The following is an 18300-nucleotide window of genomic DNA, read 5'->3' as shown; positions in this document are numbered from 1 at the left end:
AGAGCCTTTGCGTTGCGTCCCGCCCTTAAACGCGCTAGAATGGCCCATCCCTTTTTCAGGAGTAAGGTATGAACCATTTCCGTCGTCTTTCCCTGGCAATTTGTGCGGTGCTGCTTTTCGCCGCGGCGGTCCTTACCGGCTGCATGGCCCAGAACAATGTCCGCCTGCTGTATAATACCAGCGGATCTTCTGTCCTCCCCGTCTCCACGGCCCCGCGTGTGACTGTGGTGGTCTTTGAAGACCAGCGCGGCCGCCTCGACGTAGGTGTGCGCAAGGACGGCAGCCCCTTCCAGCCGAGTTCCAGCGTGGCCGAGTGGGTGAGCCAGTCCCTGGCCGACGAGCTGGCACGTCAGGGCGCTCAGGTTTCCGTGGCAACCTCCATGGCTCAGGCGCAGGCCGGTCAGCCCGACTACATTGTGGGCGGCGTGGTGGAACGTGTGTGGCTTACGGAAAAGAGCCTCAGCACCTATAATGCCGTGATCCGTATTCAGACCCGCCTCTACAGCCAGAAGCAGGCCGCCGTGACCAAGAGTTTCGCCTCCCAGCAGGAAAAAACGGGCATCCCCGGCTCTTCGCTGCCGGAAGAAACGCTTTCCGGCACGCTGGCCGACGTGCTCGGCAATGCGGCCATGTCCATCATGGGCACCATGCGCTAGGAGCAGCCTTTCCCTTACGCCGCGCGGAAAGTTCCGCGCGGCGTTCTTTTTTCCTCCTGCGGGAGGGTATGGAGTGCCTGCATGAGACCTGTGCTTGTCAAAGCCTACGGGGCGCTGAACCCGGCCACGGAAGAAACCCTGCGCGCGGTGCGCGCCGTACTGGAGGACTGGTATATCCCTGAAGCCGTGGAGCTGAAAGGCGATCTTCTGCGCATCAGCTACGAAGGGGAAGTGTTCCCGGATGAGGAAGTGGTGGAGGCTCTCCGGCCTTTTCTCTGCGATGCGAGCGAGGGAAAGCTTGATATTCTTGACCTTGAAGCCTGGACGCTGCACCGCTATTTTTTTGCATACGGCCGTTTGCGCGACCATACCGCCACATTGGACAAGGCTCTGGAAGCCTGTTCCATGCATTAGGCGCGTTGTTTTGGATGAGAGACCGACTCTCGCCTTTTCATGAAAGGGGGGCAGAAAGGCGATTTTCCATCGCGTTTTCTGCGCCCGTAAGACGACAGAGGCTGAGGCCGCGGCTTCAGCCTTTTTCTTATGTGGCATCCCGTCAGGTAAAACCAACGACAAGACTTGCTTTTCTTGAAAGAAAGACGTGAAGCAAGATCATCCCTGAGGGATGCTTCTTTGATTCCTTTTCTTCTTCGCAGCTCAACGGCAACGTATCATTCGATACCTGGAAAAAATGTCCTTTTATCTCGCTGCCTGTGCAGCCCAAAGCCCCCGCATCTCAAATCAGGCCGGGTGATGGAGTCTTACTGGCCGGACGCCGCAGTATCAGGGCAAGTTTGCGGGCTACGGCTGCTATTGCCTTCCGGGCCGGGCCTGTGCGGGGCAGGGTTCTGGCATGGTAATCCTGAATCTCCTTGTCTCTGCCTTTCCAGACCCGGGCGGCCTCTGCCGAAAGGGCGCGTCACTTGCTGTGTCCTGGAGGATGCAGACGGACTGCCGGTGATTTTCCCCGCCATGCCTGCCTATCGGAGCAAGTCCCGGACAGGCGACGACTTCCTCCCTCTTTTGAAACGGCCAGGGCGAAAAAGCGCGCTCAGAAAGGAACTGGCGCTCAGAGATCCGACGCCGGGGACACAGGCAGGCCAGCCTGCTCCCATGAAGCGCGGCCGTATGTCCGGCAAGGCGCTTTTCCCGTTCTGCCATTCGGCGGTTCACCTGACGGAAATCTTCAGGCATGCCTTCCGGGACTTCACGCCGGGTGCGATGAAGGGGAAGCTTTTCCGGACGGGCCATTGCTGCCTTGCCCCGCCGTTACAGGCCTTCCGGCTCCCTGATGCCGTGGAAAAGCAGAAAACTCCGTGCCCTCTGCCTGCAACGTATCCTGCCATTGGAGAGCCGATGCCGTCTGCGCTCCAGCGCTCTTACGGCTTTTTCCTCTTCCGTCGGTACGGCGACAGATTTGATCATGTCCTTTGCGGCTGAGACGGCTCGTTTCCGGCAGGTCTGTCCGGCCATAGGTGCCACGGGTCGATCCTGCCGGGGGCGGCTACGACTGCGGTTATCCTTTCCCGGGCGAAAAGCCTGTCGGCCCTGCCTCGTAGACTACGCTCTGGATATCCCCCTTTTTCCGGTAATCTGCCGGAGCAGGGCGCGCTTGTCCGCCGATGTTTTCCAGCACATCGTGCAGCCTTTTCCCGGCATAACGCCGCAGCACAGCTTCATTTACGGGCACCGACCCGGGTCTTCTTGCCTGCGGATTCGGAAAGAAACTGTTCGAGACTGCTTGCAGCCTTCCTGCGCATGGCATCCTCCCGGATTTGCCTTCAAGGTACGGCAAGCCTGGGGCTTTGTTCAACGGGGATGCCTGCATGATATTTTGTTCCGGGCAAGGGGCGCGCGGGGAAAAGCGCAGAGGATTTCCCCCTGGGGAACGGCCCCCGGTTTTTGCATGGGCCGGGGCTTTTTTGCGGCATGTTCCCCGGAAGAAGCCCGGCCATGGGACGGAGGGCCGTCGGAAGAGCTTCGTATCGTCGCCGTCCGTTGCCCGGTGATAAAATGTTGTTGAGGCCGGGTGTGGGCTTATGTATTCTCAAAAGGCATATAAGCCTCTTTTTCGGTCTGCACCGGCGGGGCTTCACCAGGAGAATGCTATGAACACTCTGCAATGCGATGTGGTTGTGGTCGGCGGCGGCCCGGCCGGTACTTTTGCGGCCGTCAAGGCTGTGGAAAACGGCGCGCGCGTGATACTGCTCGACAAGGGCTATGTGGGTAAGAGCGGCTGCGGCACCTTCGGGGCCGGCTCCTTCAAGGCCTACCTCAAGGAGGAGGATTCCCTTGACCTCTGGTACGGCAAGGCCGTGGAGGAAGGCTTTTTCATCAACGATCAGGACTGGCTGAAAAAACATTTCGACACCATAGGCGACAGGGTGAAGGAGCTCGAAGCCTGGGGCGTGGTGTTCGAGAAGAACGAAGACGGATCCTACCGCCGCATCGAAGGGCAGGGTTCCTCCGATAAAAGGCCCATCAAGACGCTCATGTTCCACGGGCCGCAGTTCATGGAAGTCATGCGGAAGGTCTGCGAGCAGAAGGGCGTGACTATCGTGGACCGCGTCATGGTGGACGCTCTTCTGCATGAAAAAGGCAATACCCGCGTCATACGGGGGGTGGCGGGCTTCCACGGGGTGACGGGGGAACGCTATGTGGTGAAGGCGAAGGCCGTGGTGCTCACCACCGGGGCGCAGGCCTACAAGTCGCATTACGCCGACCTGCACATGGAAACGGGCGACGCCCATATCATGGGCCTTGAAGCGGGCGCGGCGCTCGCCAACTACGAATTCAACTGCCATCAGCTCACGCACGGCCATTTCGCCACGCACGGCATGAACGTCTCCCAGGGGCTGGGCGCGAAGTTCGTCAACGCCCTCGGCGAGGACTTCACCGCCAAGTACGACCCGGAATACGCCTCCCACGGCAACCTGTGGCGCATTTCCGCCTCCATGGCCATGGAGGTGCACTTCGGGCGCGGGCCTCTGTATTTCGATTACTCCTCCTATACCCCCAGGGACTGGGAGCTTTTCGAGCGCACGCTGCCGCTCATGTACCGCTCGTACCGTCAGGCCGGGTATGTGGACGAACACAATCATGTGGTGCAGGGCAAGCTGAGCTGGGTTTCCGCGCTCATCGGCAACGTGGGCTTCGGCGGCGGCCTCTACATTGATATCGACGGCCGCACCACGCTGGAAGGGCTCTATGCCGCGGGCGACGCCTCCTACGGCCCCACCTCGGGAGTGGAAGGCTTCTGCGCCTACGCCATGCCCGCCGCCTCCACCACGGGCGCAGCCGTGGGCGAATCCGCCGCGAAGTACGCCAGAGGCGTGGATGAGGCGCGCGTTGACGAAAAGGAAGTCGAGGCCGTGCTTCGGAAGATGACGGAGCCTTTGAACCATCCGCAGGGCGTGGACCCTTCCCATGTCGTCATTGCCGTGCAGGAGGCCCTGTTCCCCTACGACGTGTACATCCTGCGCACGGAAGAGAAGATGCTCGCAGCCCTTCGGCGTATTCAGGAGATCAAAAAGCGCGACCTGCCGCGCCTGCGCGCGCTGGATGCCCACGGCCTGCGTTTCGCCCTTGAGGCCCGGAACATGGTGCTGAGCGCTGAAGTCATGCTTACCGCCGCCCTGTACCGCAAGGAAAGCCGGGGCTCGCACCTGCGTCTCGATTACCCGGAAATAGACAACGAGCACTGGCTCAAATGGATTCTGGTGGAGGAGAAGGACGGGGAGCTTGCTCTCAGCACGAAGGACATTCCCATCGGGCGCTATCCGCTCCGCCCTGAACATAAACGCGAGCTGCACGCATCCATCGCCGCGGCCAGAAACCTTGGGGAGAAGATATAATGGGCATCCGTCACATTGATTACGACAAGTGCGTGCGCTGTACCCGCTGCGTGACTTATTGCCCGCAGGACGTGCTGCGCCTTGACGATGAGCGTTTCCCGGTCATAACCTATCTTCAGGACTGCCAGTCCTGTTTTCTCTGTGAAAAGTACTGTCCGGCAGGGGCGATATCCGTTTCTGCGGACAGGGAACGGCGGCCCGTGCTGCCGTGGAAGATCTGAGGCGGGGGCCGCCTCCGGGCGGCCCGCGTCCGTGCCTTTGCGGTGCGGTAAAAGAAGGGAGAGCGCGTTCATGATCGCCAATATGCCCACTTCCACCTTTCTTCTTTATATCGGCGTTTTTCTGGTGCAGTTCGTCTTTGTCATAGGCTACGGCATCTGGTGGTGCCTCCAGGGCAGGGACCGTTCGGGCAAGGATAAAGGAAACTGAGGAAGCCGCGCCATGATGATCGCCATTCTTGTCATGTATTTCGGGCTGATGCTCTTCATCGGCTATCTCGCCTCCCGCAAGGTGCGGGATTCCAGGGACTATTTTCTCGGCGGCAGGGGCTTCGGCCCGTGGCTTACGGCCTTCAAGTTCGCGGCCACATGGGAAAGCGGCGTCAAGCTGGTGGGCAGCCCCGGCATGGCCTGGAATGCGGGCTGGTCGTCCCTGGCCATGGGTATCGGCACGCCTCTCTGCTATTTTTTCTCCTTCCGCGTGTTCGGCCAGCGCCTCAAGCTCGCCTTCGACCACTTCAACGTGCTCACCCTGCCGCAGATGCTGGAAAAGCGCTATAAGAGCCGCGCCATACGCATCATCGCGGCCGTGGCCATACTCATAGGCCTCGGAGGCTCCCTGGTGGCGCAGTTCAAGGCCACGGGGGAGATCTTCTCCGCCATACTCGGGCTGGACTATCTGCACGGCCTGTTCATCGGGGCCGTCATTGTGGGCGTGTACTGCGTCATGGGCGGCTACCTCGCCTCGGTGTGGACGGATTTCATCCAGGGCATCATCATGGTGCTCGGCTCCATCGCCATATTCACGGCTACGGCAGAGGCGGCCTTCGGCGGCCTTTCCTTCGACCTTCTGCCTCAGCTCAACTCTGCCCTTGCCTCCATCGACCCCAACCTTCTGGACGTGACGGGCGGCGGCAAGATGAGCTGGTCCAATCTGTTCATCATCCTTGCCATAACCATGCTGGTGGGCATTGCCATGCCGCAGCAGAGCGTGGCTATCTTTTCCATGCGCGACGTGCGCACGGCGCGAGTCGCCATGATCGTGTGTGTGGTCTTTTCCGCCATTCTTGCATGGACGCTGGCCACCACCGGCATGATGAGCCACATGGTGCTTGAGCCGGGCGAAGTGAAGAACCCCGACATGGTCATCCCGCTGCTTATCCCCCGGGTGCTTTCCCCGCTTCTGGGCGGCGTATACCTCGCGGCCGTGCTGGCCGCCATCATGTCCACGGTGAGCGGCTCCATCGTGGTGGCCGCCTCCTCGCTTACGGAAGATATCTTCAAGCTCATCATCCCCGGGCGACACGCCCGCAGGCCCATGTTCTACAACCGGCTGGGAGCGGCCGTGTTCGTGCTTCTGCCGCTCCTTTTTGCCATAAAGCCTCCGACCATCATCTTCTGGATCGGGGTATTCGCCTTCGGCTTTCTGGTTTTCACCTTCCTCATGCCCATGATCGGCGTCATCCTTCTGCCCCGGGCCACGAAGCAGGCCGCCATAGCGCAGATGCTCTGCACCATGATAGCCGTTCCTGTATGGACCATCTGGCTGCAGAAGCCCACGGGCGTGCCCGCGCTCCTGGTGGGGCTCATAGGAGCGCCGCTCGTGTTCTTCGCGGTCGACGCCGTGTACAGGAAGCCGGAGCCGGATGAGGATATCATGCGGCTGTGGGAGAAGTTCGGCAGGCTCTGAGGCCCGGGTGTTTCCGGCAGGGGAGGCCCGGGAGCGCGGGAAGGGACAGGAAGCTTTCTTGCGGTATTGCGTAAGAGCTTCTTCGGGAATTCTTGCGTCTGCCCTTTCCGGGCGTCCTGGAAAGAGGCGGCCTTTTGCCCGTGCGCATGTTGACGGCAGGCTGCAGGAGGGGAAGCATGGCGGCGGAAATATGCCTTTGTTCGTCGGGCCTTCTGTGGGATGAGCGGAGGCTTGCCGCGCGTTATGCCTTTTTGCGCAGGAGGCGGGGCGAGGTACGTCTCGACCTTCTTTATTATCCCTATCGCCTTCTGGAAATTCACGGCGTCGCGGCATGGCGCTTTTTCGGAAAAAGGCCGCTTTGTCTGCTGCTTGCGCAGGATGCCCGCACAGGCGCTTGCCTTCGCGTGCCCTCTTTTCCCGCTTTGAGGGAGGAAAAGCTTGTATTTCTCCCGGGAGAGGGGCGTGCCGGCTTTTGTCCGGCGCGCATGGAAGGCCCGGGCCTTGCCGGGCAGGCGCCTGCCCATGTGGCGCCCCCTTCATGCAGCGGGGAAGAGGCGGACAAGGAGGCGGAAGCCTTTGCCCTGGCCGCGTGGGGCAGGCGCTGCAACCTGCCTCTGGGCCCCCGGGCGGATATCCGCCTCACGGGAAAAAAGGCGTTTTTTCTTCATAAGCCTTTCTGGATCATGAGGCCTGAGGCGGAACCTTCTGACGGGAAAATCTTTCTCTTCGATGCGAGTACGGGACTCGGCGGCGTATCCGAGTACTGGAATGTGGCGGAATATGCGCTTTCCCTCGGAGGTACTCCTTCCTGAAGGGGAGGGGGAAATCCGCGTCGCCGGGCAGATTGCCGCCGGTTCTCCGGGATGCGGGTCTTACTGTGCACGGGGCAAGGAGGAGGACTCGCTCTTTCGGTGCGCTTGAAGACGCCGTCTTTCCCCTTACCCCGGGAAGAGGAGGGGCAAGTCCCGCATTTTCTGCCGGTGAAGTTTTGAATATCGGCATGCTTTTTGCATGAATTACGGCATAAGGAGTAGGGATCATGAGTCAGTATGTACCGTATCTTGAGGCGCTCAACAGGGAAACCGGGCTGGACATTCAGCTTTCCGCCTCAGGCGGGGCGCAGCTCATGCTGGAGGGCAGGGGAATGTTGCTTCAGTGGCTGGAAGCGCAAGCGATGTTTATCGTCTACATCGAGCTGGGGACGCTTTCCGGCTGGCGTGACGAAGAGGTACTGCGTCAGCTTCTTTCTGCCAATTTTCTTCTTCTCCAGACCGAAGGCGGCGCCCTGAGCTACCATCCGGCTGCCAACATGGTTGGCATGAATTACGCCATTTCCGTCTATGGCCTGACGGCGGAAGATTTCGTACGTCGACTCGACGCCGTTATTCTTCTTGCGGAGCAATGGCAGGAAAGGCTGCGACGCATGGAAGCAGAGCAGGAAAAGCTTGCCGTGAGGGCCGTGGAGGGAGGGGAAGAAACTCCTTCCGACGCCGATCCTTATGTCTCCATGCAGATGCTGAGAATTTGACGGACGACAGTTTTCAAGGAGTGTCAGTATGCCTATAGGCCTTGATCTTTTTTTGCAGCAGGCAGGCGCAATCGCCGATACACAGCAGTTCCATGTCGTCGATGATCACATGGAGCAGGGCACGGGCCTGCACGGCCTGAAGAAGCTCTCCTCTTCCGCCCATGCGGCGGAAAACAGGGCGACGGTGCAGGCCTTCATTCATGCCCTGGAGCAGGACCCCCGCTACGCGGCCACGCTGGCGCAGACGCGCGCGCCTCTGGATGCGCTCATGAATGAGGGCAAGCCCCTTACTGCGGGAGTGGTGAAGCAGGCCATGCTGGAGCTGGAAGTGACCCGGGGCATGGCGCTGGGCAGGGAGCTTGCGCGGGACGGGCGTATTCCTGCCGGGCACGGGTCCTCTTTCGGGCAGTATGCGGCCATGCGGGGCCTGCCGCTGGATACGCCCGCCGATCAGGCGGGAGCGGTGCGGGAATACCTGCTCCACGAAGTATATCCCAGGAACATGGGAGTTATGGCCGCCATACAGGATATGGGCGACAAGAGCAACGCGGCGGGCAGGCTCCTTGCCGCGTGCGGCAGGTCTCGTTCCGTGGAAGAAAGCTGGTGTGCGCAGATGCTTGACCGGGAGCTTGCGGGCGGCGTCGGGAATTTTTCCTTCGACACGTTCGCCGCAACCGCCTACAGCCGCTTCCATGAAGGCAAGCTGAACGTCATGCGGCAGCTCGGGAAAGATACGCTGGAACAGCTCGGGGGCATGCCCGGGGGGCCGGAACTTCTGACCTGTCTGGAAGAGGCGATGCCCTCGCTGGGAGACGGCGATGCGGAGAAGCTGCTTCAGCACCTTGTCGCCACCGACGCGCGCCTGAACACTCCCGCCAGCCGTATGGAGGCCGTGCGCGAGTTCATGCTGAACAACCTGGGCAGCGAGGCCGGGCGCGATATCATGGCGGCGCACGGTCTGCCGGAGAGTTTTGCCACGGCTGTCGGGCACAACCCTAAAGTCGCGGCCGAAGCGAAGGCCGGGCTGAATAAGGCCCTTGCCCCCGGGGAGCTTCCCACCCGGGAAAAGGTGCTGGACGCTTTGCGCGCCGCGGCGGAAAACTTCACCTCCGCCCATGAGGCCGATCTTCGAGAGCTTGCAATCATGGCGCAGGATCCGCCCGTGACGCTCACCCCTCCGCTCACGCTGGAAACTATGCCCCGTTATCTGAACGCCATGCTTGCGGGCGACGTGCTTCTGGAGCCTCTGCTCCACGACAACGCGCCCATCGACGCGGCGTTCCTTCAGGCGCTGTCGGATCATGCGGAGGCGCTGAACTCCGCCGCGCACAGCATACGCGGCGACTTCGGCTCGGACGACATGAATACCGTCCTGGAAAATTCCATACGTCTTTTGCTGGCGCGGCGCGGCGTGCCGCAGGAAATGCTCCCGGAACTCGTGACCCGCGCCCTGTCCAGGTTCGGCAGGCTTTCCTGCGAGCTGACGAGCGTGAATAACGCCGTGCAGGACGGCCTGGGAGGCGCGGCCGGCATAGCCTTTCTGCGCAAGGGCATGACGTTGTACCGCACGCTGGAAAACCATGCCTACACGCTCTTGTACCTTCTGAGCGATGAGCAGCGCAGGAACATGCAACTGGAAGCGTTCAGTCGGAGCGATGCCGACAGCGAAGCCGTAAAAAGGGAAAAGAGGGAGCAGTGCGGCGCCCTCATGGAACAGACGTTCCAGTCTGAGGGCAGGCTGGATGAGCTATCCCCTCTGGTCCGCGATTTCGCCAGGGCGCAGGGCGTGCCCGTGCCGGACATGAGCGCCGCCGCTGCGGCAAAGTCGGGGCAGCGCGCCGCCGCGCAGCTTTCCCGCGACAACCTCAGCATGGCCAATGCCGTGCTTGATTCTTTCGTCCCCAGCACAGGCGACATGATAGTTTCCCCCACGCAGGAATTCCGCGCCTTTTTCGCTGAGGCAGCCTTGGGCAACGACTTCTCCGGCATCGACCTGGAGCGGCTGAATCTTGTTCCCTTCAATGTCGCCGCCACCACGGCCGCCAGAAGTGCGGCCCGGCAGGCGTCGCTTGCGGGAAGGCCCGTGCAGCCCGGGGAGATCCGCCGTGCCATAGACCAGAGCCTTGTTCAGGGCCTGAAAGAGCTCAAGACCACGCTGGATGCCGTGAACGCCTTCCCTGAAAAGACGGTGCAAGGGAAGAAGGCGGTGGGCTTCACGGCGGAAGAAAAGGTCGTTCTCAGGAACGTGGTGCAGCGTTTCGGCGTGCGCGATCCTGAGATCATCCGCCGGATAGCGGAAGCGGCTCGCGACGGAAATTTCGTGACGGCCCTGCGCCAGATGACGTATCCCGATCCTACGGCCGCGCAGATTGCCGCTTCGGCGCGCGCCGTCACCAGTGCCTACATGGATTTCAGGAATACGCTTCCTCAGCACTTCGTCGGAGTGGAAGACGTGCTGCCTATGATGCTTGCCCTCGGCATGGAAACAGGCGGCATAACCGCGCAGGAGAAGGAATACCTGGCCGGCGCTCTGGATTCGGAACTGGCGCGGCGGGTAGGAGCTTCCTATGCGTATGCCATGATACAGAGCGGCGTGTCTGAGAGAGGGCGCGGCGAATGTCTGAGCATACTCAGCGTGATGAGCCAGTTACATATGGAAGCGCTTATTGCGACAAGGGGCAACGCGACTTACGCTCCGGTGCGTTTCAGTGATCCGCTGGGGCACATCAGCGAAGCGCCTTCCGGCATGGACGGCGTCGTGGGCGAGCTGCGCAAGGTGGTCGGCAGGGGTATTCCGCCCATGGCCGTCACGTTTTCGAAGCGGCAGCCTCCCTTCACAAGACAGCAGTGGGATACGCTTTCCCAGGTGCATGAAGAGCTTTCAAAGCAGCTGGAGAGTTTTCCCCGTAAGAGCATACTGGCCGATATACTGACGTCCTCTGCGGACGATATCCTCGCCGCCGTCGCTTCCAACGGCGGCAAGGCCCCCTCCATGGAACAGCTCTGGGATATATTCACGGGCGGGGCGCTGGGGGCCATTCCGGGGGATATCGCCGGAGAAAACGGCCTCGCCCGCATGCTTCAGCATCTGGACAGAACCTATCAGCAGCGCATGCACGCCGCGGATCCGAACATTTCTCAGGATGTACTTCAGGAAAGTTTTACCATCAATGTCGGCATGGGAGTGAACATACGGAAGCTTTTTGAGCTGACGCAGCCGGGCGCTTCATTGAGCATTGAAGATATCAGCCTGCCTTTGAAAATGAGCTCCCTGAGAGGCATCGATGAGGGCTCGGGCTACGGACTGGTGGTGGATTTCCGGCGTCAGAGCCCGGATGCGGAACTGCGTTTTACCCGGGCGGACGGCACGGCGCTGGTGGAACATCCCCGTCCCATTCCGATCGAGGAAAGCAACAAGGACCATCCCGCCATAAAGGGTATGGTGGACTTCATGCGCGGCATGACGCATTCCGACGCGCAGCTGAGGCGTGTGGCGCAGGCATTCACACAGGCTTCGCTCATCATGCCCCGCTATTACAGCGCGCTCTTTCCCGGGACATTATACAGTGAGCACGGCAGGTTCCAGATGCACGCCACGGAAAATACCGACGGCTCCGTGACCATGGATATCCGTTCCGATCCGGCGCATCCTCTGCAGTTGCGCCAGCAGTTCCGCATCATGCCCGACGGCTCGCATACCTGCACGGCCTTTGAATTGCGCCGCCCGGTAGTGGGCGAATAAAAATTCCCGCCTTCCGGCGGAAAGGAAGGACGTCAGGGGCCGCTCCCGTTTCCGGGGGCGGCCCTTTTCCTTTCAGGCAAGGCATGGGCGCGGAGAGGGCCCGGGCGCCTGGAGAGAAACGGAAAAGCGCGAGGTTCCATCCGTACGTTCCGTACTGCTTTCCTTGGCGGTGCTCCGTCTTTTTTTTTGCTGCGCCCCGTGTTTTCGGGAAAACGCCTCCTGCGTGAGCTTCCGGCAGCTCCCGGCATTTGCAGGCGGACAGAAGCGGAGGGACGCCCGGAAGAAGCCCGCCTTATTCAAACGCAGCTTCTGGGGAACCGGCCTCAGCCTGCCCGTGCAGGGGATGTTCCGTCACACCCAGAGCATATTGCCCATGAGCGGGGAAATTTCCGTCATGTCCACGGAGCTGGAAAGGCGCTCCTCCACCTCGACGATGAGCTTTGTGGCTGTTTCCGCAAAGCGCTCAAGGGCATTGGAAAGCCTTGCGGCGGTGAGTTCGGGCACGGAAAGCACCAGGGAGAAGACCAGGGTGCGGGCGGGCGCGTACAAGCCTATGTGCCCTCCGCCTGTCTTTGCGCCGAGCAGGTTTTTTTCCAGAAGGAATTCATAGAGCTCGGGCGATGCCTCGGCGGGAAGCCTGCCCGTGCTGCAATAGAGCGCGACGCGGTCTTCCGCTTCCAGATATTCCAGCCCTATTTCCAGGCCCCGCATGTTGATGAGCGCCGTGCCGGAGGCGCTGAGGGAGGCGGCGGGAAGGCCCGCCCCGGCAAGGGCATCGGCAAGCATGGCATGCAGCGATTGAAGTGACATGGTTCTTCCTGTGGTGGGGGTTAGTTGCCCTGGGGCAGCGGTATGGACAGAGTTTCGCCGGAACGTATGCGCGCGAAGGAGGTGTTTCGCGCATACTGGAACGCACCGAGCCCCGGGGACCAGTTTCTGGAGATCTCGTCGGGGGTGACGTTCCTGATGCTGATGTGCGTGGGGGTGTAGGAATGGAAGGAAGCCAGCAGTTCATGCGCTTTTTTCAGCGCCGCTTCTCGGGCGTCTTTCCGCATGGCCATGCGCGCTTCCATAAAGAGACGACGGGTCTCTTCCAGCACTTCGGGCTTGAGGGAGCGGTGTACGGTGAGGCGCGCCGTGGCCGGCAGGCCGCGGAGGAGTTTTTCAAAGGCGTCGGAAAAAGTCACGTCGCTGGCGATACGATTACTTACGGCAGAGGGCAGCAGCAGCGCGCGGGTGATATCGTGTATGCCCCCTCTCTGCAGGGGGCCGACCATATATTCCGTTTCCTCGCAGGTGGCGGGCATGAGCCCCTGCGGCCCGGTAACGATCTTGAAACGCTGCTCCAGATCCATGCTCGCGGCTTTGGCCAGCGTGGTCTTGGGGCTGCCGTAGTAGACGTTGCCTCTGGAAACGCCGGCGGAAATGCTGCCCGCCAGCGTGACTTTGCCCTTGAAGCCTATCGTGGTAGTTTCGCCCGAGGCGTTCTGCTCCACTTTCTGCGAAGTTTCCCCGGCAAAGCTTACGGAGACGCTGGCCGAACCCGAGCCCGCAAAGCCGAGGGGCAGAACCTGCTGGAAAAGGGAGACCATAAGCCCGAGGGAGACATCGGCGGAAACATTCTCGCCGTCGATGAAGCGCACCTGTGAGGCGCAAAGCCACAGGGAAGGATCGTAGGCCTTGTCCTTCCGGTGCAGCCCGGAGGCCGGGTTCATGAATGCGTTGAGGAAGTTTTCGCAGTCCTTTTCACTCTTGAAGGTGAGGGCCAGGCCATGTTCATCCCTGCCGCCTGCATTGCCGCCGGGAACCAGGGTAAGGGGCGTGTGGGGAATGGCTATTTTCATGGTGGCGCCCAGAGAGGCCGCGAGTCCGCCCTTGAGCATGACCTGATAGCAGCCGCCCCCCACGTTGCTGACGGTGATGCTGTCGTTGTGCATGAGGCGCAGGCGTGCGGAAAGCGGGTGCGCCAGGCTGACCAGATTGACAAGCGACTTGGAAGAGGTGAAGGGCGTGAACACGGCGCCGCTGTCGACGACCATGCCGCGTGTCCTGTCGTATACGAAGCCTGAACCGGGGCGGGAGGCCTCGCGCATCAGGGAGCGCACGCCTTCGGCCCTGCGCCGTTCATCGGGCAGAAGGGACTCGTTGATGAAGTCGCGCGTTTTCTGCCATGCGGAGAAGCGGCTTGCGCCTTTTTCGCGCAGGTTCGCTTTCATGGCGTTGGCGCTTTCCCTGCCCGCAAAATCAAGATCGCTCTTTGCCGCCTCGCGGCGCAGGATATCCTCCTTCAGCGTGCCGTCGGCTGCGGTGAGCGAGGCAAGCGTGAGCCTGACGAGCGGCCGGGTCAGCCCGGAGTCCACGGGTACCCCCCAGGTCTTCAGCTGGTCGTACACGGCCTGAAGGGTCTGCTCGTCGTTGATGCTGAAGAGGGAGAGCGGCTGCTGGGATTCCGCGAACACCTTGTAAAGGCCGGCGGTGATGGTCTGCTGAATCCGGCGGATATTGTCCTTGCCGAACTGGGAGCGCAGGGCGCCCATGCTGCGGTCTATGCTTTTCTGAAGAGCCTGGAGCTCGGCCCGCTGATATTGGATGCTCTGGAGCGTGCGCGTGGCCTCCGTGGCCCGGACTCCGTCCACAGTGGTTTTCTTTTCAAAGAAGTTGAGGGCACGGGCACGCGGGAGCATGTGATCCAGCACGATTTCCAGCGAGGGGATTTCCTTTCTGCGGCGGATGCTGGAAGCCAGGGTGAAGGGGCTTATGCCTTTCAGGCTTTCCAGAAGTTTGTCTATTTCGCCCTGGAGGCGTTCCTTTCCCTCGTCGGTGTCGGCCTCGGAGAGCTTTTTTGCCAGACTTTCGATTTCAAATACGGTGTCGCACGTCTTCATCCTTTCGCCGCGCCGGTGCGGCCAGGTAAAATGGATAAGCGCCTTGTCTGCTTCCATGGCCTTGATGCGCTCTTCGCTTTTCCCGGCTTCCGCGCGCAGGCGTACAGCTTCGCCCGTGCTTTCGGCAAGGGTGCGCATGGTCCGGGCATGGGATTCAAAACGGTGCACGTCGTCCAGGAACATCCGCTGTTTCCGGCTTTTCTCGTCCATGCGGAGCCTGACGTCGTTGGGATCTTCTCCTCCGAACATGCTTGCATACAGGGCGTCCGTCTGCCTGCGTATGGCCTCATCCACGGCCCTGCCGTTCAGCGACATGCCCGCGTCGTCACGGCTGAAGCGTTCGTTCGGCCGGATAAGCCCGCTCAGATTGACGATATGATGGTCAAGCGCAAGGCGTGCCATGTATTCGGCGGAAGTCTCGTAAATGGCTTCTTCTCTGCGGCCCGAGCTTATGGATTCGGTCATGGCCGCGCGTTTTTGTATGATGCGCCCCGCTGCGGAAAGTTCCGTCTGTCCGCGGAAGCCCCGCACGAAATGCCCGCAGGCCTGCTCAAGCTCGTGCATGCAGCGTGGCCCGGAGTCTTCTTTATGCAGAGAACTGTGCAGGTCCTTGGCGTAGGCGGCGGCCCTGGCATCGAGGCCCAGGGCAAGGCACCAGTTCTGCACGTCGTTTATGAGGGATTCCTGTTCCCCGGAAAGAGGGAAAAGCCCGGCTTCCGCCGCGCGTTTCTGCAGCACGGCCACATGGGCGAGGTGATAGTTGAAGCCTTCAAGATCGACCTTCTTCGTCAGCGCGCCCACTATGTCCGGCGTGAGCAGGAAGGAGCGCTCAGAGGTGTTGCCCGCGCTGTGCATAAGCCTTGCAAGGGCGGCCTGGCTGCTCATGCCGGAGGGGCCTTCACCGTCCATGAGTATGTTCAGAAGCTGGCGGCTTGCCACCGTGCATGAGTGCTGCAGCGTCACGTCGTTTTCATATCCGGGAAGGAGCAGCTTCTTCAGGGCAAGGGCTTCTTCGGCATATTCCGGGTAGGCTCCCTGAAAGGCCATGTCCACATAGCGCAGGGTTTCGCCACGCAGGGCCGCGTCTTTTCTTCCCTCTTCCGTGCCGGTCGCTGCCACGCCGGAGGCAAGGGCGTTCACGAGCGCGTTCCTGTGTTCCGCCGAGGATGCCCAGGCAAGGCCTTTCTGCAGCATGTCGAGCATGACGGCGGGCCTTTCCCCGGCGCGCAGGGAAAGGCGGGCGAGGTTCTTCAGCGCTTCCTCACCCAGCTTGTCTTTTCCTTCCGCCTGGAGAAGCTCCAGCTGTTCGACCATGGCGTCGATGATGCTTCCTTCCAGGGTGTCGAGGTCATGCCCCACAATGCCGAGGCCCGTCCCGTTCAGAGCCTGTTGCAGGTACTGCGGGTTCCCGGCCTCCATCTGCAGGAGTGCATTCGTCTGTTCCAGGCCGTTCTGCCATGTCAGCGCGAAATCGACAAAGGATTCCAGCTTCCGGGCCGGGCTGCCGTCGCTTTCCTTTACCCTGTTCAGGTCTTCAAGTCTGGCCTCCAGGTTTGTGCGGCTCGTGATGCTGTTGGAAAGCTGCATGCGGCATTTCATGAGCTGGGCCAGCAGTACCGTGTGCTCCGACCCCTGTTCTTCTTTTTCCACGGGGATATTCTCGATGAGCGCGTCGAGCCTGGCCCCGTATTCCTGCATCTCCTTCAGCGGAAGGTCCCGGGGGAAGAGCAGTCCCGGCTTCACATCCTTCAGGACGGTGAAGATCTCCCAGGGAACCTTCATGTCGAGGGTAAGTTCCGCAGCGTGTTCGGCAGGCTTTTTCTCCCCGACGGAGGAGACGGCTTCGGCCTGGGCGGAGCTTTCGGTGGAAACAATCATTCCGGCCTGCTCCAGCATGCTTTCCATCTGCGCCGTAAAAGCGCGGCCCTGAAGCTTCTTTGCCGCCTCATCCATGGAGGAGGCGTCGTTTTTCTCCAGGGCGGAAGCAAGGGTTCTCCCGGCGACGGTTTCTCCGGTTTCCTCGTTTCGCCGGGAGAGCACCTCTTCGGGGATATCCCTTTCCGGTACGCTGTTCATTTCCCGTGCGTTGTCCAGCGTGCTTTCCAGAAGGGGCGGGGCGTCGACAAGCGCTTCGCCTGCAAGGGAAACTGCCTCGTCCTGCTGCCGGAGGTTGTCGGAATCAACGGTAAACGGGGAACGGCTGCCGGTGATGGAAATATCCTGACTCATGAATAGTCCTTTCCTGCGGAGATATCCCGCGCGTTGAAAGGCTGCGCGGCGTGTTCAACGAGGCGGCGAAGGGCGTCTTGCAGGGCTTCCAGCCTGATTCAGGGCGCCGTCCGACGCTTTTTTTGCGGAATTGAAGATACGTCAGGCAGGGGAATTCTGCAATCGTTCCTCCTCCTGCGGGCAGGAGATCCCCCACGGGCAGGCGGAACTCTGTCCGGCTGACGGGGAAAGTGTATTTTTTGTGATATACCGTATGGTTATTGTATGGTAGATGATGTGATGGTATACTGAGGCATAGTAGGGCGCGTTGCTGTGTCGAGCTTTTGCGGGGTGTAGTCCGTAGAAGCGGACTGAAAAGCTTTCATGGCCGCGGCTTTTGCGTCGTGGGAAGAGGGCGTGCGGAGCCTGTGGGAGCAGCCGGGACTTCCGAACAAGTAAAGATGCAACGGGTCAGGGAGGAAAGCATGATTACCTATACCTTGCCGATGAACGTGGGCAGCGGCGATGCCGTTGCGCTGGGCCTGAAAATTCAGGAAATAGGGGGAAAGGAAAAAGATGTGAACGCCCTGACGCCCCGGCTTTTTGAAGTACTGACCCAGTTTTTCCCGCTGCGCCATATATGTATCAGCCATACTCTGAACCAGCCTGATGAAGAATGGTATTATCTGTATCCTCCGCTTCCGGGAATAGGTGCCGATAAGGAAGCCCGGAGCTGTTCTCGCTCGCCGGAAACTTTCGGGCAGAATAACGGCAAGAATTTCCTTGCTCCCGAAGCCTGCACAATGCCGGGGAACGGGCTCCTATTCCTGAGGACGGGGCTGTGCCAAGGGAGCCATGGGCTTTGCCGCAATGCTGATGCCAGGCATTACTTCAGGATTATTCAATGGTTACGGAGTATTCAGCCTTACTTTCACCATGTTGAAGATTGTGGCCATGGCGAATATTCCGACTTTCTGCAGCTTTTTTCCTCCTCTTCACACGTTGCGGAAAGCGCCGTCATGCCTGCCGTATCCTGTTCCTGCTTCTCCTGACAGGGGCATATGTCATCGCGTTTTTTTGAAGATGGGCATATCGCTTTATATTCAGAATACAAGACTTAGTATTTCCGCATTTTCATTGCAATGCAGAAAGTTATGTTTTTTATGAGCGGAAAAGCGGGGACGACGTTTTTTGTCTGTCTGCCTCGGTGATCGCTTTTTATATGACTGTCGGCTGTTATGCGGTAACTACGCCTTTGGTTACGGCCCATGTCCGCATCAATGGCAGCTTGTGGAAGTCTGTGTGCTGACAGACTTTTTTATCGGATTCTGCCTTTATATCATTTTTTCTTGCAGTCTTCCGGGGAGGGATATTCAGACATATTGTTTTTCATTTCTGAAGAAGGGAGATGAGAAATTTTTCAAAGGCTAATCGTCTGCGGCCTTATGCATTTTGCCTTCGGTACAGAAGGGAAGCAGAGGTGAAGCTTCGCTGGCGGAAGGAATTTTTGAGAGAAAAG

The 18300-nt window shown here is 60.2% G+C and carries 12 protein-coding genes; 10 read left to right on the top strand and 2 right to left on the bottom strand.

Annotated elements, in window-relative coordinates; translation table 11 throughout:
• The first annotated feature begins 68 nt into the window (after positions 1-68).
• The 9 genes from K8W16_RS01620 (at position 69) to K8W16_RS01580 (ending at position 11688) form a co-directional block, all read left to right on the top strand.
• Entirely contained in the window at positions 69-656 is a 588-nt protein-coding gene (locus tag K8W16_RS01620; RefSeq protein WP_304120572.1) for a hypothetical protein, read from the top strand.
• Positions 657-737: 81 nt separating this feature from the next.
• Entirely contained in the window at positions 738-1070 is a 333-nt protein-coding gene (locus K8W16_RS01615) for a hypothetical protein (protein WP_304120570.1), read from the top strand.
• 1694 nt (positions 1071-2764) lie between these two features.
• Positions 2765-4510, top strand: coding sequence for an FAD-binding protein (locus K8W16_RS01610; RefSeq protein ID WP_304120568.1), 1746 nt, complete (start codon positions 2765-2767; stop codon positions 4508-4510).
• The gene (locus tag K8W16_RS01605) at positions 4510-4731 is read left to right on the top strand and encodes a ferredoxin family protein (protein ID WP_304120567.1); all 222 of its coding nucleotides are present in this window, start codon (positions 4510-4512) and stop codon (positions 4729-4731) included. The genes K8W16_RS01610 and K8W16_RS01605 overlap by 1 nt, the downstream gene beginning before the upstream one ends.
• Before the next feature lie 70 nt (positions 4732-4801).
• Entirely contained in the window at positions 4802-4939 is a 138-nt protein-coding gene (locus tag K8W16_RS01600) for a hypothetical protein (protein WP_304120565.1), read from the top strand.
• A gap of 12 nt (positions 4940-4951) precedes the next feature.
• Positions 4952-6418 carry a sodium/solute symporter gene (locus tag K8W16_RS01595; RefSeq protein ID WP_304120563.1) on the top strand — a complete coding sequence of 489 codons (1467 nt, stop codon included), beginning with the start codon at positions 4952-4954 and terminating at the stop codon, positions 6416-6418.
• A gap of 176 nt (positions 6419-6594) precedes the next feature.
• Entirely contained in the window at positions 6595-7230 is a 636-nt protein-coding gene (locus tag K8W16_RS01590) for a hypothetical protein (protein ID WP_304120562.1), read from the top strand.
• Positions 7231-7457: 227 nt separating this feature from the next.
• Positions 7458-7946, top strand: a complete 489-nt coding sequence (locus K8W16_RS01585; protein WP_304120561.1) for a type III secretion system chaperone — start codon at positions 7458-7460, stop codon at positions 7944-7946.
• Positions 7947-7974: 28 nt separating this feature from the next.
• Positions 7975-11688 (top strand): hypothetical protein, encoded by a 3714-nt coding sequence (locus tag K8W16_RS01580; protein ID WP_304120559.1) that lies wholly within the window; start codon positions 7975-7977, stop codon positions 11686-11688.
• A 351-nt stretch (positions 11689-12039) separates the two neighbouring features.
• On the opposite strand, the gene K8W16_RS01575 is transcribed toward K8W16_RS01580, so the two are convergent.
• Positions 12040-12498: a type III secretion system chaperone gene (locus tag K8W16_RS01575; protein WP_304120557.1), complete on the bottom strand. Its 459-nt coding sequence runs from the start codon at positions 12496-12498 to the stop codon at positions 12040-12042.
• A 20-nt stretch (positions 12499-12518) separates the two neighbouring features.
• Positions 12519-16802, bottom strand: a complete 4284-nt coding sequence (locus K8W16_RS01570) for a hypothetical protein (RefSeq protein WP_304120554.1) — start codon at positions 16800-16802, stop codon at positions 12519-12521.
• Positions 16803-17266: 464 nt separating this feature from the next.
• Here K8W16_RS01570 and K8W16_RS01565 point away from each other — a divergent pair, with 464 nt between their 5' ends.
• Positions 17267-17833: a hypothetical protein gene (locus K8W16_RS01565; RefSeq protein ID WP_304120552.1), complete on the top strand. Its 567-nt coding sequence runs from the start codon at positions 17267-17269 to the stop codon at positions 17831-17833.
• Positions 17834-18300: the final 467 nt, after the last annotated feature.

The sequence above is a fragment of the Mailhella massiliensis genome, from assembly GCF_020741395.1.
GTDB lineage: Bacteria > Desulfobacterota > Desulfovibrionia > Desulfovibrionales > Desulfovibrionaceae > Mailhella > Mailhella massiliensis_A.
Note: the sequence above shows the minus strand (reverse complement) of the source record. Positions and strands in the feature narration are given on the sequence as shown.

What these genes read in the sequence shown, in the direction of transcription:
- K8W16_RS01605 (WP_304120567.1), top strand. Translation starts at nt 4,510, where the DNA reads ATGGGCATCCGTCACATTGATTACGACAAGTGCGTGCGCTGTACCCGC.
- K8W16_RS01600 (WP_304120565.1), top strand. Translation starts at nt 4,802, where the DNA reads ATGATCGCCAATATGCCCACTTCCACCTTTCTTCTTTATATCGGCGTT.
- K8W16_RS01610 (WP_304120568.1), top strand. Translation starts at nt 2,765, where the DNA reads ATGAACACTCTGCAATGCGATGTGGTTGTGGTCGGCGGCGGCCCGGCC.
- K8W16_RS01575 (WP_304120557.1), bottom strand. Translation starts at nt 12,498, where the DNA reads ATGTCACTTCAATCGCTGCATGCCATGCTTGCCGATGCCCTTGCCGGG.
- K8W16_RS01615 (WP_304120570.1), top strand. Translation starts at nt 738, where the DNA reads ATGAGACCTGTGCTTGTCAAAGCCTACGGGGCGCTGAACCCGGCCACG.
- K8W16_RS01590 (WP_304120562.1), top strand. Translation starts at nt 6,595, where the DNA reads ATGGCGGCGGAAATATGCCTTTGTTCGTCGGGCCTTCTGTGGGATGAG.
- K8W16_RS01580 (WP_304120559.1), top strand. Translation starts at nt 7,975, where the DNA reads ATGCCTATAGGCCTTGATCTTTTTTTGCAGCAGGCAGGCGCAATCGCC.
- K8W16_RS01570 (WP_304120554.1), bottom strand. Translation starts at nt 16,802, where the DNA reads ATGAGTCAGGATATTTCCATCACCGGCAGCCGTTCCCCGTTTACCGTT.
- K8W16_RS01565 (WP_304120552.1), top strand. Translation starts at nt 17,267, where the DNA reads ATGATTACCTATACCTTGCCGATGAACGTGGGCAGCGGCGATGCCGTT.
- K8W16_RS01595 (WP_304120563.1), top strand. Translation starts at nt 4,952, where the DNA reads ATGATGATCGCCATTCTTGTCATGTATTTCGGGCTGATGCTCTTCATC.
- K8W16_RS01620 (WP_304120572.1), top strand. Translation starts at nt 69, where the DNA reads ATGAACCATTTCCGTCGTCTTTCCCTGGCAATTTGTGCGGTGCTGCTT.
- K8W16_RS01585 (WP_304120561.1), top strand. Translation starts at nt 7,458, where the DNA reads ATGAGTCAGTATGTACCGTATCTTGAGGCGCTCAACAGGGAAACCGGG.